General features: G+C 69.1%; 14 protein-coding genes. 13 read left to right on the top strand and 1 reads right to left on the bottom strand.

Going from position 1 to position 14,986, the window contains the following annotated elements; translation table 11 throughout:
* The first annotated feature begins 7 nt into the window (after positions 1–7).
* From KPB06_RS18165 to KPB06_RS18105, 13 genes are all read left to right on the top strand, one after another.
* Complete coding sequence (locus KPB06_RS18165) at positions 8–2,587, top strand: EAL domain-containing protein (RefSeq protein ID WP_060011738.1); 2,580 nt, start codon at positions 8–10, stop codon at positions 2,585–2,587.
* A 614-nt stretch (positions 2,588–3,201) separates the two neighbouring features.
* Positions 3,202–3,384, top strand: coding sequence for a Flp family type IVb pilin (locus KPB06_RS18160; RefSeq protein WP_059573845.1), 183 nt, complete (start codon positions 3,202–3,204; stop codon positions 3,382–3,384).
* Between the two features lie 87 nt (positions 3,385–3,471).
* Entirely contained in the window at positions 3,472–3,954 is a 483-nt protein-coding gene (locus KPB06_RS18155; protein WP_059573844.1) for an A24 family peptidase, read from the top strand.
* A 17-nt stretch (positions 3,955–3,971) separates the two neighbouring features.
* A complete protein-coding gene (gene cpaB, locus KPB06_RS18150) occupies positions 3,972–5,000 on the top strand; it encodes a Flp pilus assembly protein CpaB (protein WP_059573843.1) in 1,029 nt (342 codons plus the stop codon).
* A gap of 63 nt (positions 5,001–5,063) precedes the next feature.
* Positions 5,064–6,446, top strand: a complete 1,383-nt coding sequence (locus KPB06_RS18145) for a type II and III secretion system protein family protein (protein ID WP_059573842.1) — start codon at positions 5,064–5,066, stop codon at positions 6,444–6,446.
* Between the two features lie 14 nt (positions 6,447–6,460).
* Positions 6,461–6,844 (top strand): CpaD family pilus assembly lipoprotein, encoded by a 384-nt coding sequence (locus tag KPB06_RS18140; protein ID WP_059573841.1) that lies wholly within the window; start codon positions 6,461–6,463, stop codon positions 6,842–6,844.
* A 21-nt stretch (positions 6,845–6,865) separates the two neighbouring features.
* Positions 6,866–8,089 (top strand): CpaE/TadZ family protein, encoded by a 1,224-nt coding sequence (locus KPB06_RS18135; protein WP_059573840.1) that lies wholly within the window; start codon positions 6,866–6,868, stop codon positions 8,087–8,089.
* The gene (locus tag KPB06_RS18130; RefSeq protein WP_059574311.1) at positions 8,086–9,504 is read left to right on the top strand and encodes a TadA family conjugal transfer-associated ATPase; all 1,419 of its coding nucleotides are present in this window, start codon (positions 8,086–8,088) and stop codon (positions 9,502–9,504) included. The genes KPB06_RS18135 and KPB06_RS18130 overlap by 4 nt, the downstream gene beginning before the upstream one ends.
* Positions 9,501–10,478: a type II secretion system F family protein gene (locus tag KPB06_RS18125; protein WP_059573839.1), complete on the top strand. Its 978-nt coding sequence runs from the start codon at positions 9,501–9,503 to the stop codon at positions 10,476–10,478. The genes KPB06_RS18130 and KPB06_RS18125 overlap by 4 nt, the downstream gene beginning before the upstream one ends.
* Positions 10,475–11,419, top strand: a complete 945-nt coding sequence (locus tag KPB06_RS18120) for a type II secretion system F family protein (protein ID WP_059573838.1) — start codon at positions 10,475–10,477, stop codon at positions 11,417–11,419. Before KPB06_RS18125 ends, KPB06_RS18120 begins: the two co-directional genes overlap by 4 nt.
* Positions 11,416–12,273, top strand: a complete 858-nt coding sequence (locus KPB06_RS18115; protein WP_059573837.1) for a tetratricopeptide repeat protein — start codon at positions 11,416–11,418, stop codon at positions 12,271–12,273. Before KPB06_RS18120 ends, KPB06_RS18115 begins: the two co-directional genes overlap by 4 nt.
* Entirely contained in the window at positions 12,270–12,698 is a 429-nt protein-coding gene (locus KPB06_RS18110; RefSeq protein ID WP_059573836.1) for a TadE/TadG family type IV pilus assembly protein, read from the top strand. Before KPB06_RS18115 ends, KPB06_RS18110 begins: the two co-directional genes overlap by 4 nt.
* Positions 12,691–13,731: a TadG family pilus assembly protein gene (locus KPB06_RS18105; protein WP_059573835.1), complete on the top strand. Its 1,041-nt coding sequence runs from the start codon at positions 12,691–12,693 to the stop codon at positions 13,729–13,731. The genes KPB06_RS18110 and KPB06_RS18105 overlap by 8 nt, the downstream gene beginning before the upstream one ends.
* Here the strand turns inward: KPB06_RS18105 and KPB06_RS18100 are convergent.
* Positions 13,695–14,972 carry a glycosyltransferase family 87 protein gene (locus KPB06_RS18100; RefSeq protein WP_059573834.1) on the bottom strand — a complete coding sequence of 426 codons (1,278 nt, stop codon included), beginning with the start codon at positions 14,970–14,972 and terminating at the stop codon, positions 13,695–13,697. The genes KPB06_RS18105 and KPB06_RS18100 overlap by 37 nt on opposite strands.
* Between the last annotated feature and the right edge of the window lie 14 nt (positions 14,973–14,986).

Below are 14,986 nucleotides of genomic sequence, written 5' to 3'. Positions count from 1 at the left end.
GACGGTCGTGAACGACGAGCATGCCGATGTACCGACGATTCTGATCATCGACGACGATGCAATGACGCGCCTGCTGGTCGTGGAAACGCTCGAACAGGAAGGCTTTCGCGTCGAGGAAGCGACGGGTCCGCAGGCGGGCATCGATGCGTTCCTGCGTCATCGTCCGGTCGTCGTGCTGCTCGACGTCGAAATGCCCGGCGGCGACGGATTCGACTGTTGCCGGGCGCTGCGCGCGTTGCCCGAGGGCCGCCGCGTGCCGATCGTCATGCTCACGGGCAACGACGACGACGCGTCGATCGCCAGCGCGTTCGACGCCGGCGCGACCGACTTCGTGTCCAAGCCGATGCGGTGGAAACTGCTCGGCTATCGGGTCCGTTATCTGTTGCGCGCGGCCGCGGCGGTCGAAAAGCTGGCGACGACCGAAGTCAGCCTCACGCATGCGCAGGCGCTCGCGCACCTCGGCAACTGGGAATACCAGGCGGGGCGGACCGACGGCTACTGGTCGCCGGAGCTGTACCGGATTCTCGGGCTCGACGCCGCCCACACGCCGCCGACGTTCGAACGCCTCGTGCAGGCCGTTCCGCCCGACGAGCAGCCGCTCCTCGTGCAGTCCTACGCGAGCCTGCGCACCGAAGGCGTCGCGTTCTCGATCGAGCATCGGCTGATCCATGCGGACGGCACCGAGCGCTACGTGCTGCATCAGGCGGAGTCCGGCCGCGATCCGAATCACGCGATCATCCTGCGCGGCATCGTCCAGGACATCACCGAGCGCAAGATGCAGCAGGGCCGCATCGAATACCTCGCCAATCACGACGCGCTGACCGGCCTGCCGAACCGCAACCTGCTCGGCGACCGGATGGAGCAGGCGATGTCGCAGGCGCGGCGCACCGGGCAACTGATCGCGGTGATGGTGCTCGACCTGGACCGCTTCAAGCACATCAACGACAGCTTCGGCCACTCGGCGGGCGACGGGCTGCTGCGGGTCGTCGCCGCGCGGCTCAAGAGTTCGGTGCGCGACGGCGACACGGTCGCGCGGCTTGGCGGCGACGAGTTCGTCGTGATGCTGGTCAACCTGTCGACGGCGTCGGACGCGGACGCGATCGCCCGCAAGATCCTGGACACCTTCGTCGCGCCGTTCGTGCTCGACGGCCACGACCTGCACGTGACGACGAGCGTCGGCGTCAGCCTTTACCCGACCGACGGCACCGACGCGGAGACGCTGCTGAAGACGGCCGATGCCGCGCTGTATTGCGCGAAGGAACACGGACGCAACTGCTACAGCTTCTATACGCGCGAACTGGGCGCGCGCGTCGAGGAGCACGCCATCCTCGAAAACGCGCTGCACCAGGCCGTGTCGAATGGCGAACTCGAGCTGTACTATCAGCCGAAGGTCGATCTCAAGACCGGCCAGATCAGCGGCGTCGAAGCGCTGATTCGCTGGCGACGTCCGGGAATCGGCGTGATTCCGCCCGACCGCTTCATCCCGATCGCCGAAGAAACCGGGCTGATTCTGCCGATCGGAGAATGGGTGTTGCGCACCGCGTGCGCCCAGGCCGTCGCGTGGCGCCGGGAAGGGCATCCGCCGATCCGGATTGCCGTCAACCTGTCCGCGCGCCAGTTCCGGCAGCAGGACGTGGCCCACCTGGTGCGCACCGCGCTCGCGGAAACCGGTCTCGAGCCGGACTCGCTCGAACTGGAACTGACCGAAAGCGTGTTGATGGAGGACTCCAATGCGATCGCCCATACGCTGCGCGAACTGAAGGCGCTCGGCGTCGTGCTGTCGCTGGACGATTTCGGCACCGGCTATTCGAGCCTGTCCTACCTGAAGGAATTGCCGATCGACGTCGTCAAGATCGATCGTTCGTTCCTCAGCGACGTCACCACCAGCGCGGAAGGCGCGTCGTTGACGCGCTCGATCATCGCGATGGCCGAGTCGCTGCACATGGAGACGGTGGCCGAGGGCGTGGAGACGGAAGCCCAGCTGTCGTTCCTGAACCGGCATCGCTGCCATGCGATGCAGGGCTACTACTTCAGCCATCCGGTCACCGGCGACGAGATCGCCGACATGCTGTCCGCCGGCTCGGAGCTGCCCGAGCACTGCCGGCAGCGCGAACTGCTGCACCGCACGCTGCTGCTGGTGGACGACGACCGCGCGGTGCTGCAGATGCTCCGGCAGGCGCTCGGCCGCGACGGCTACGAGATTCTCGACACCACCGATCCCGACGAAGCGCTCGACCTGCTGGCCCAGCATCGCGTCGGCGTGATCGTGTCGGACTTCCGGATGTCGAGCGTGTCCGGGCTCGACCTGCTGCAGCGGGTCAAGGCGCTGTACCCGGACATCGTGCGCATCCTGCTGTCCAGCTACGGCGACGGCGCGTCGATCGCCGACGCGTCCGGCAACGGGTCCGTTCAGAAGCTGCTGATCAAGCCATGGGACGTCGCGCTGCTGCGCAAGCACATTGCCGAGTCGTTCCAGCGGTTCGAGCACACGTCGCTGAGCGGCGGGGATCTCGGGGTGGCGCGTCTCGGCATTCGCCGGTCTCCGCCGCGGTCTCTCGACGTGGCGGAACCGCGCAATCGCCCTTGACCGGAAGGCGCCGCCGCGCGTTATTGTCCGCAGTCGTGACGGCACGTGAATGGACCTGGAAAGTGCAATCGTGGATCACGCCGTGCGACGCCGATCGAGCAGCACGTGGTGCCCGGATCGATCGCCAAGGATCGATACCCAGGTAATAAGGAGGATTGCGCGGCGGTCAAAAATTGAACAAATGCGTAAATTGTTCCCGGTTCCGGAAATCGCCCATCCGAAGCAGTAAGGATTCTTAATCGGGCTCACGATGACATCATGGAGGGCGCAGTAATTACCCCGCGCGTCGAGTTCCGGATTCACTTGTGCACGGGCATTTTCATAAATACATTTCGACGCTAAATTATTTGAAAACGCCGAAAAAATTGTCTATACCCTAGACGAATCAGGCTGATCCGCATCATGCCGATGCGGGCACGCAACAAGCGGGCGCTGGCAATGGCCGTTGCCGACGTCCGCGCGTTGCAGCGATCGAATGGATTCCGGGGGATGCGAACGGCCCGTTGCCAGGCTGTCGCATGAGTCATGAATGGGCGAACGCAGTGCGCCACCGAAGCAACACCGCGTCTTTACATTCAACGGTCGATCAACGACCCCGTCACACGGAGGTTGGCATGCTGCACTACGTCAAATCCCTGCTGCGTGATGAACGCGGCGTCAGCTCGCTCGAATACGCGGTACTCGCCGGCATCGTGGTCGTCGCGCTGGCGGCGGTCGGGGTGATCCTGAGCAGCAACACCGGTGGCCTGCCGGCCGTGTTCACGTCGCTGATGAACAAGGTCACCGCGCTGATCTGACCTCCCTGAACCCGCGCGCCGCCGACGAATACACGGATCCGCAGCGGTACCGTATCCAGCCGGGGCGCGCCGACGGACGGCTCTCCGATGCTCCATCTCGTACAGTCGGCGGCGACGCTCGTGCTGGTGTCGCTCGTGCTGCAGGACGTGCGCACGCGGCGCTTGTCGAACCGCACGGTGCTCACGTTCGCGATGCTGTATTTCGTCGCGGCCGCGCTCGCGCGCGACGGGCTCGCGCAGCTCGCCGCTCACGTGGGGACCGCGGCGGCGATGCTGCTGCTGTTCGCCGGACTGCGTCACGCCGGCTGGATCGGCGGCGGCGACGTGAAGCTGGCGGCGGCCGTCTTCCTGTGGGCCGGGCCGGGCCTCGCGCTGCCGGTGCTGACGATCGTCGGCGCGAGCGGCGCGGCGTGCGGTCTCGCCGTGCTCGCGGCCGTCGCATGGCAGCGCTGGCGCATCGCACCGGCGCGCACGATCGACACGCGCGGCGTGCCGTACGGCGTCGCGCTTTCGCTCGGCGGCGCACTGGCCGTCTGGGCGCCGTTTCCACACGCGGTTTCGCTCACCTAGCGGGGACGCACGCCGCCATGCCCAAACCTCTGAGAATGGCCGTGCTGATCATCGCTGCCGCCGTCGGTGCGTTCGTCCTGCGCCAGCTCTATGTCGCCGCGTCGACGCCGGCGGCGCCCGGCGCGGCGAGCGACGTCAACGTGCGCGTCGCGGCGGCCGACCTGCCCGAAGGGCTGCTGCTGCGCGACAACGATCTCGCGTGGAAGCGCATCCCGAGCGCGCAGGTGCCGGCCGGTGCATTCGTCGAGTCCCAGCCGGGCGCGGAGCTCAAGGGTGCGCTGCTGCGCAACCGCGTCGACGCCGGTACGCCGATCCGCGCGGACAACGTGATTCCGGCTGGCGCGCCGGACTTTCTCGCGGCCGCGCTGCAACCGGGCATGCGCGCGATCTCGGTGCCGGTCGACGACGTGTCGGGCAACGCAGGGCTGATCCAGCCGGGCGACTTCGTCGACGTCGTGCTCACGCAGCAGATCGGGGGGTCCGCGACGACACCCGGCACGTTCGAAGCGGAGACGGTCGTGCGCCGTGCTCGCGTGCTCGCCGTCGGCTCGGAATTCCAGCGCGCGAAGGCGCCCGCGAGCGCGCCCGATGCACCGGTGCGCGCGCGCACGGTCACGCTCGAGGTCGCGCCGCGCACGGCGCAGGTCGTGCTGGTCGCGACGCGCCTCGGTTCGCTGTCGCTCGCGCTGCGCAGCTTCGCGACGAGCGACCGCCGCGATGCGGCGGGCGGCGCCGAACAGGAGCCCGATACGCCGCCGGTGTGGGCCGGCGACGTATCGCGCGCGTTCCGCGACGCGGCGCGCTCGCCGTCCGCGAAAGCCGACACGGGCGCGCGGCCGGCACCGCAGGGCAATACGGTGGTGATCTATCGCGGTTCATCGGTGGATGACGGCTCGCGTGGCGGCGGCGGTGGTGTCGGTACGCCGGGCCTTCCGCCGTTGCCATCCGGCTGGCCGGGCACGCCGGTTGCGCCGGCTGCGCCCGCAGCGGGCACTGCCGCCGCCGACGCGACGGCGCAGGTGCCGCGGGCGGCGGTCGCGCAGTGACGCGATGACGAGGTGTCGATTCGGAACCGGCCGCCCGGCGGCCGGCATTTGACGGGAACACGAATGGTGCGCACGGTTCGTTGGATCGCTTTCTGGTGCGTGGCCTGCGTCGTCGCGCCGGGCGCCGCGCTCGCGCAGCGCGCGCAGGCGGCGGACGCCGTCGCGGCGCTGTCGATCGCGACCGGCAAGGGCGAGATGCTGTCGTTGCCGGAACCGGCGACCGCGATGTTCGTCGCGGACCCCAGCATCGCGGACATCCAGGTGCCGTCGCCGCGCACCGTGTTCGTGTTCGGCAAGAAGGCCGGCACGACCTCGCTGATCGCGCTCGGCGCGAATCATCGGCCGATCCTGCGCCGGACCGTGATCGTGCAGGTCGATACCGCATCGCTGCAGACGGTGCTCGACAGCCGCTTCCCGCAATTGAAGCTGTCGGTGTCCGGCGCGCCCGGCTCGCTGATGGTGTCGGGCAAGGTGCCGAGCGCGGCCGACGCGGACGCCGTGATGCAGTCGCTCGCGCCTTATGTGAGCGACAAGGAAAAGATCGTCAACCGGCTCACGCTGTCGCGCCCGATCCAGGTGAACCTGCGCGTGCGCGTGACGGAAGTGAGCCGCAACATCACGCAGCAGCTCGGCATCAACTGGAGTTCGCTCGGCGCGGCAGGCAACTTCGTCGGCGGGCTGTTCAACGGACGCACGCTGTTCGATCCGACGAACAAGCTGTTCAACCTGTCGCCGAGCGGCGCGTATTCGGTGCTCGGCGGCTTCCATACGGGGCGCTGGTCGATCGACGTCGTGCTCGATGCGCTCGACCAGGAAGGGCTGATCACGATGCTCGCGGAGCCGAACCTTACCGCGATGTCCGGGCAGACCGCGAGCTTCCTCGCGGGCGGCGAGATTCCGATTCCGGTCGCGCAGGCCGGCAACACGACCGGCGCGATCACGGTCGAGTACAAGCCGTTCGGCGTGTCGCTCGACTTCACGCCGACCGTGCTCGCCGACAACCGGATCAGCCTGAAGGTGCGCCCGGAAGTGAGCGAGGTCGATACGAGCAACAGCGTGACGACTGGCAGCATCACGGTGCCGGGGCTCTCCGTGCGGCGCGTGGAGACGACGGTCGAGCTGTCGAGCGGGCAGAGCTTCGCGATCGGCGGCCTGCTGCAGAGCCAGACCGCGGATACCGTGTCGCAGGTCCCGGGGCTCGGCCGGCTGCCGATCATCGGCCGGCTGTTTTCATCGAAGAACTTCCAGGACCACAAGACCGAGGTCGTCGTGATCGTGACGCCTTACATCGTGCAGCCGACCGGGCCGGGCCAGCTCGAGCAGGCGCTCGACACCGTCGCGCGGCCGAGCAGCGACCTCGAGTTCGCGATCCAGCGCAATCTCGGGCTGGACCTGTTGTCGGGCGACACGCCGCGTCTCGTCGGCGCCGCGGGCTTCGTGTACTGAGCCAAGGAGCGCGCATGCGAGTTCGAACCCTGTTCACCGCACCGTTGCCGCTGGCGCTCGCGGCCTGCCTGTCGGCGCCGCCGCCGATCAACCTGCCCGATGCGCGCGCGATCGGCTTCGACGGCGTGCGCGCGGTGCCGCCCGACTGCGCGAAGCTGATGCAGCCGTCGCATCTCGTCGATGCAGGGTTCGGGCGGCCCGGCGTGCCGTTCGGCTGCGCGACCTACACGAATCTCGCGACGATGCTCGCGCGCCCGGAAGACCTCGTCGCGCCCGTGCCGTACGGCGGCGCCGATGCGCAAGTGGCGGCCGACGCGGTGCGCCGCTACGTCGAGGACCGCGTGAAGCAGCCCGCGCCGGGCAAGACGCAGACGACGACCGGCTCGCCCGGTCATTGACCCACTCACGATGCGATCGCGATGCCGCCCATGAACGTCCTCGACCGCCAGAACGCCAAGCGCGCCGCCTCCGCCGGAGCGGCGGATCTCCTCGCGGTCGTGTCCGATGCGGGCAGCGAGGACGTGATCCGCCGCGTCGCGCAGGATCTGTCGATCGCGCGCGCCCAAGTGCACCCGGGCGACTGCGACGACGCGATCCGATTGCTGCAGCAGCAAGAGCGCTCGCCGCGCCAGTTGATCGTCGACGTGTCGGATTCGGTGCTGCCGGTGTCGGACCTGATGCGGCTCGCGGACGTGTGCGATCCGTCGGTGAGGGTCGTCGCGATCGGCACGCAGAACGACGTCGGGCTGTTCCGCAACCTGCTCGGCATCGGCGTGCAGGACTACATCGTCAAGCCGCTGACCGTCGAGCTGATGCGGCGCGCGCTGACCACGACGGAGTCGGTCGTGCAGGTGCGCACCGGCAAGATCGTGAGCTTCGTCGGCGCGCGCGGCGGCGTCGGCGCGACGACGATCGCGGTCAGCCTCGCGCGCTGCCTGGCGGGGGAGAAGCGTCGGCGCGTCGCGTACGTCGACCTGAACCTGCATGGCGGCGGCGCGAACTCGATGCTCGGGCTGTCGAGCAACAACGGGCTGATCGAATTGCTGAACATGGAGCTGCGCCCCGACGACGCGCTGTTCGACCGCATGTTCGTCACGAAGGGCGACCGCCTGCACGTGCTGTCGGCCGAACTCGCATACGGCGAAGACGCGCTGCTGCGCGACGATGCGATCGCGCAGCTCGTCGACATGCTGAAGGACCGCTTCCATTACGTGCTGTTCGACGTCGGCTACCGCGCCGGCAAGCTGTTCGAGGATGCGCTGACGGCGTCCGATCTCGTCTATATCGTCGCCGACCGGTCGGTGCACGCCGCGTACGAGGCCGCACGGCTTGCGCGCTTCGTGAAGGAAATGCCGGGCGAGCGGCTGCTGTCGATGGTGCTGAACAATCCGCTCGAGCCGGTCAAGGGGCGCGTCGCGCAGTCGGATTTCGAGGATGCGTTCGGCGGTGTGCAATTGCGCGAGCTGCCGCACGAGGCGCAGTCGCTCGCGATCGCGGAGAACCTGGGCGAGCCGATCGAACGCTCGAAACGCCGCGGCTTCCTGGACGAGATCCGGCTGCTCGCGAACGGCATCACCGGCGAATCGATGGCCGTCGCCGAGCCGTGGTATGCGCGCTTCATCAAATGGAGGAAGGGATCGTGACGTTCGGTACCCGCAAGCAGCCGACACCGGACCCTGCGCCGGCGGGTTCTCGCACCGCGCCGCACGACACCGCGCCCGCGCCGGCCGTAAGCCCGGTGCCTGCGTCCATGTCCACGTCGGCGCGTGCGGCCGCGGCGGCCGATACCCAGGAGGCGCTCATCCGCTCCGGCAAGTTCGACGCGATCCGCTCGGCGGTGTTCGCGTCGATGAACATGTCGGCCGCGCTGATGAAGACGCGCGACGAAGTGCGGGCCGGCATCGAACAGGTGGCCGCGCACACGGTCGAGCGCGAGCGCCTGAAGATCACCACGGGCGAGCAGGTGCTGATCGTCGACGCGATCCTGAACGACATGTTCGGCGTCGGGCCGATCGAGCCGCTGCTTGCCGACGACACCGTGTCCGACATCCTCGTGAACGGCCCCGACCAGGTGTACGTCGAACGCGCGGGCCGGCTCGAGCTCACGCCGCTGAAGTTTCGCGACAACGCGCACGTGACGAGCGTCGCGCAGCGGATCGCGGCGGCGGTCGGGCGCCGCGTCGACGAGAGCAGCCCGATGGTCGATGCGCGTCTTGCCGACGGCAGCCGCGTGAACGTGGTGCTGCCGCCGATCGCGATGCGCGGCGCGTCGATCTCGATCCGCAAGTTCGCGAAGCGCGACATCACGCTCGCGCGGATGGCGCATCAGGGCAACATCTCGCACGGGATGCTGCAGGTCCTGAAGATCGCATGCGCGTGCCGGCTGAACATCGTGATCTCGGGCGGCACCGGGTCGGGCAAGACGACGCTGCTCAACGCGCTGTCGCAGCACATCGAGGAGCACGAGCGGATCGTGACGATCGAGGACGCCGCCGAGCTGCAACTGCTGCAGCCGCATGTGGTGAGCCTCGAGACGCGGCCGGAGAACACGGAAGGGCTCGGCGGCATCTCGCAGCGCGATCTCGTGCGCAACGCGCTGCGCATGCGGCCCGACCGCATCATCCTCGGCGAAATCCGCGGCGCGGAGGCATTCGACGTGCTGCAGGCGATGAACACGGGCCACGACGGCTCGATGACGACGATCCATGCGAACTCGCCGCGCGACGCGATCAGCCGGCTCGAAAGCATGGTCATGATGGCGAACGCGAACCTGCAGCTGCTGTCGATCCGGCGCCAGATCGCGAGCGCCGTGCATCTGTTCGTGCAGGTCGAGCGGATGCGCGACGGCGTGCGCCGCGTGACGCGGATCACCGAGATCGTCGGGATGGAAGGCGAAGTCGTGATCACGCAGGACCTGTTCGCGTTCCGCCAGGAAGGCGACACGACGCGCGACGCGGTGAAGGGCGTGTTCGAGGCGTCGTCGCTGCGGCCCGCCTTCGCGCCGCGCGCCGCGTATTACGGCGTCGAGGACGCGCTTAACGAGGCGTTCCGGCAATGAGGACCGCGGACCTGTTCGCCCTCGGCGCCTTCGTCGTCATCCTCGCGGTGGGGCTCGGCCTGTCGGCGTTGCTGGACCGTGCGCGCCAGACGCCGGAGCAGCGCATTCGCGCGCGGATGCAGCGCATTGCGCCATCGCTGACGGGCCGGGCCGCCGGTGCGGCAGCCGGGGCCGGTGTCGCGCTGTTCAACCTGCCGCGCCGGCAGACCCGCGTGCGGGCATGGGCGCAGCGCTACGTGACGCGCGTGCGCGCGGTCGGCGGCGAGCGCGGGCTGCGGATCGTCGTCGCGAGCATGATCGCCGGCGCGATCGCGGGGATCGTCGTGGTGAAGCTCGTGGCGCTGCCGCGTGTGGCGCATCCGGCGATATACGTCGGGCTGCCGCTGATCGCGATGCGCGCGAGCTATCGCGCGCTGGTCGAGCGCTTCCGGCTGCGCTTTCTGGAGGGGTTCCCCGACGCGATCGACCTGATCGTGCGGGCGGTGCGCGCGGGCATTCCGGTCACGCAGGCGATCAGCACGGTCGGCGACAGCGCCGCCGAGCCGGTGCGCTCGACCTTCCGCACGATGGGCGACAGCCTGCGCGTCGGCGCGGATCTGAAGGACGTGCTGACGCACGCGGCGGACCGGCTGATGATCGCGGATTTCTCGTTCTTCACCGTCTACCTGCTGCTGCAGCGCGAGACCGGCGGCAGCCTCGGCGAGACGCTCGACGAGTTGTCGAGCATCATCCGCACGCGCCGCGACATCCGCCTGAAGACGCGCGCGCTGACCGCCGAGGGGCGGATCACGACGAAGATCATCTCGGCGGTGCCGTTCGTGATGATCGGCGCGCTGTTCCTCGTGAACCGCGCATACGTGATGCTGCTGTTCGATACGCATGCCGGACGCGTGATGCTGACGATCGCCGCGACGCTGCTGACGATCGGACTGCTGACGATTCGCAAGATCTCGAAACTGGATACTGCACGATGACGATGTCGATGCTGGCCGCCCGCGGCCTCGAACTGTTGCTGCTGCTCGCGTGCGTCGCGGCGGCGCTCGCGACGCCGGGCGGCGGCACGCGCCGGCGCATCGCCATGCGCGTGCAGCAGGCCGCCGGACAGCGGTCGCCCGCGCTGGGAGCGGGGCGCCTGCAGCCGGGCGACGTGCGTCGGGACCTGACGCGGCGGCTCGCGCAGCTCGGCGAGCGGCTGCCCGTGCTCGATCCGATGCAGCGCGCGAAGCTCGGGCTGCAACTGGCGCGCGCGGGCTTTCGCGAACGGCGCGCGGTGTCGTCGATGATCGGCATCAAGCTCAGTTGCGGCGTGCTGCTCGCCGGCGTCGCGATGGTGTTCAGTCCGTATATTCCGCGCTTCGGCGAATACTTCGTGATCCGGGCGGTGGCGATGGTCGCCGCGTTCGTGGTCGGCGTGATCGTGCCGGAATACGTGCTCGGCGCGATGATCCGGCGGCGCCGGCGGATCATCGCCGCATGCTTTCCGGATGCGCTCGACCTGCTCGTGATCTGCACGATGGCCGGCAACAGCCTCGTGTCGGGCGTGCGGCGCGTCGCGCGCGAACTCAGGCGTATCTGCCCGCCGCTCGCCGACGAGCTGACGGTGTGCGCGGACGAGCTGACGCTGAGCGGCAACGTGTCCGAAGCGCTCACGCATTTCGCGATCCGCGTCGACTTCGCGTCGGCGCGGTCGCTCGCCACGACGCTCACGCAATCGCAGCGGTTCGGCACGCCGATCACGCAGGCGCTGCGAACGCTGTCGCGCAGCGAGCGCACCGAGCAGATCGTCGCGCTCGAGGAGCAGGCCGCGAAGCTCGCGCCGAAGATCACGCTGCCGATGATGCTGTTCATCCTGCCGACGGTCGGCCTGATCGCGGCGGGCCCGGCGGCCATCCGTTTGCTCGAGGTGTTCAAATGACAGGCCCCGCGCTCCGTGCGTTCGCCTTCGCGGCCGTGCTGCCGCTGCTCGCCGGCGGCTGCGCGCCGGGTATCCAGACGCGGCCGGCGCTGTCGCACAAGAGCGACGACCCGCAGGCCGAATTGCGCATCGCCGACAGCGCGCTGGCCGGCGGCAACGTCGATCTCGCGTCGACGCTGTACGCGAAGGTGCTGGCGCGGCATCCCGATTCGCTCGCCGCGCAACTGGGGCTTGCCGACGTGAACTATCGCGCCGGCGATCTGGAGCGCGCGCGTATTCTGTACGAGCAGGCGCGGCAGCTTGCGCCGGCCGAACTGGGCCCGCAGGTCGGGCTCGCGCGCGTCGCGTTGCGACAGCGGCGACTCGACGAGGCCGCGCGCCGCTATCGCGACTTGCTTGCCGCGCAGCCAAACCTGCCGCTCGCGGCGCAGGGGCTCGGCACGGTGCTCGATCTTCAGGGCCGCCACGAGGACGCTCAGACCGTGTACCGGGACGCGCTGAGCGCGCATCCGGACGCGCAGGGGCTGCGGGTCGACCTCGGGCTGTCGCTCGTGCTGAGCAATCGTCCGCGCGAAGGCGTGAACGTGCTGCTCGACGTGGCCGGGCTGCCCGATGCGCCGTGGCAGGCGCGCCAGAACCTCGCGTTCGCGTACGGCGTGCTCGGCAACACCGATTCGGCGAAGAAGCTGCTGTCCGCGGACCTGCCCGCGTCGGCGGTGGCCGACAATCTGCGCGTGTACCAGGCGGTGCGTACGCAGCTCGCGGCGCGTCCAGTCGGCGATGCGTCGCGGCCGTCGAAGGGCGCCGCGCTCGAGCCGCGCGCCGTGCCGCCCGCCGCGGGGGCCGTAAAATGACACGCGGGGCGACGGGCGCCCGCCACGCGCGCGGCGTCGTATCCCTCGAATTCGTATTGATGCTGCCGTTCCTGCTGATGGTGCTGATCGGCATCATCGACACGAGCCTGCTGCTATGCGACAAGGCCGTGATCACGAACGCGAGCCGCGAAGCCGCGCGGGCCGGCGTCGTGCTGCGCGTGCCGATGCTGACCCCGACGCAGATCGCCAACGTCGCGCTGAGCTATACGCAGAACAGCCTGATCACCGGCGGCACGCCGACGACGCCGACAGTGACCGTGACGCAGGCGAACGGCACGACGGCGGGCACCGCGCTGACGGTCACGGTGACCTACACGTATGCGGGGCTGGTGCTCGGTTCGGCGTTCAGCGCGCTGACCGGCCCCGTGACGATCTCGGCTACCTCGGTGATGCTCTATGAATGACGCGGCCGGCACGCGATGCATCGGCGCCGCGCGCGAACGCGGTTCCGTCGCGCTGTTCTTCCTGATGTTCCTGATCCCGCTGCTGTCGTTCGGCGCGCTGGCGATCGACATCGCGTGGATCGCCACGGTGCGCAACCAGTTGCAGAATGCGGCGGACGCGGCCGCGCTCGCCGCGGCCGACGCGATGATGTCGCCGACGGGCGGGCCGCTGAACTGGTCGCAGGCCGCGCCGGCGGCGAACGGCGTGATCGCGCTGAATTCGGCGGCGGGTGCGCGGCTCGCGAGCGGCACCGTGACGACCGGCTACTGGAACGTGACGCGCACGCCCGCATCGATGCAGCCGACCACGATCACGCCCGGCCCGTACGACGTGCCGGCGGTGCAGGTGACCGTGTCGCGCGCGCCGGGCATCAACGGCGGCTCGATTCCGCTGCTGCTCGGCGGGTTGCTCGGCATCGCCGGCGCATCCGGCGGCGCGACCGCGATCGCGGTGCTCGCCGCGCCGGGCGGCGTCGCGGCGGGCGGGCTGTTTCCGATCGCGATCGACCAGTGCGTGTACAACCAGTACTGGAACGCACAGACCAACCAGCCGCTGATCAATCCGCTCACGGGTCTGCCGTACCAGTTTTCGATCACGAACGGCCAGACGTATGGCGCGCTGTGCATGGGCGGTCAGTGGACGTCGTTCCAGTCGACCGCGACCGACACGACGACGATGGGCGGCCTGATGGTGACCGGCAACCCGACGACGCTCAATATCGGCGACAGCATCTATCTCGCGACCGGCGTGAAGGCGACGCTCTACACGTCGGTGCCGGTCGGCGCGACGGTCGTGCTGCCGGTCGTCACGCAGACGTCGAGCAGCACCTACGTGCCGATCGTCGCATTTGCCGCGTTCCACATCGACGTGTCGCTCGGCGGCGCATACAAGTACATCCAGGGGCACTTCGTCGCCGGGGTGAAGATGACCGGCGTCGCGACGGGCGTCGGGCCGTACTACGGCGTGTACGTGCCGCCGCGGCTTGCGTTGTGACTATTGCGAGCATCGTGGCGGGCGCGGCGCAGCAGCACCAGCAGCGCGAAGAGCGTCACGGCCGGGCCGATCTGCGGCAGTTGCAGCCACGGGTTCAGGTATTCGACGATCGGCAGCGCCCACATCAGCGCGATCGCGGCCTGTTCGCCGCGCAGCCAGCCGTCGCGCCAGCCGATCGACAGCATGCACGCGATCGCGATGGCGAGCCATGCGAGTTCGTAGTGCCACACGTACGGGTTCGCCACGAGCGTCGCGACCGCCAGTACGGCCGCACGCACGCGGGTGTCGCGCGACTGCATCCATACGATGCAAGCGGCGGAGATCGCGATCGCGGCGATGCACGCATGCGCGGCATACGCGGCGCCGAGCGGCACGTCCGCGAGACGAAACGCCGCGAACGGCGTGGGCGACGCGAGCCAGAACCCGACGCCATGCTCGAGGACGATCGAGCGGGCGATGCCGGCGCTGGCGACGAACAGGCGCGGCGACTCGACGCCGCAGACGAGCACGCTCGACGCGGCGAACGCGCCGGTCGCGAGCGCGGCCCACATGATCGTGCGCCATGCGCGCGCGGCGACCAGCACGAACGGGAACATCAGCGCCAGTTGCGGCTTGACCGACAGCAGCGCGATGCACAGGCCGGCATATATCGGCCGCCGATCGGCCCAGTAAACGGCCAGCGCCGCGCACGAGGCGGTCAGGAACGTGTTCTGCCCGAGCGTCGCGGTGACGAACACGCATGGCGCGGCAACCAGCGCGAATGCGCCGGCGTGCGATGCGCCGGGCATCGCGCGGAGGCCGGATACGCACCACGCGGCGAGGCCGAGCATGAGCACGCCGAACGCGACGAACAGCGGATAAGCAAGCGCGAACGGCAGCAGCGCCAGCGGCGTCACGAGCAGCAGATAGGTGGGCGGGTACAGCCACGGTGCGAAGACGTCGCGGGGAAGGGTCGGAAACAGCCCGGTCGTCAGCCGCGAGAATGCGGAAAAATCGTATGCGTGCGACGGCGTGCCGTGCAGCATCACGTACGACGCGGACCAGAACACCGAGAAGTCCGCCCCCGGGCGGGGTATGACGCCGCCGCTGCCGGACGCGTGACGAACGACCGCGATCCAGATCGACATGAACAGCGCGTACGACACCAGCATCAGCGCGCTGTACAGGACGACGCGTCGCGACGTCAGCCACGCGGCGACGGGCCGCGCCGTCGGCCGCGTCGATTGCCGGAGGATATCCAATTGACGTGGCCCGG

It is taken from the genome of Burkholderia semiarida, assembly GCF_029268935.1.
Lineage (GTDB): Bacteria > Pseudomonadota > Gammaproteobacteria > Burkholderiales > Burkholderiaceae > Burkholderia > Burkholderia semiarida.
Note: the sequence above shows the minus strand (reverse complement) of the source record. Positions and strands in the feature narration are given on the sequence as shown.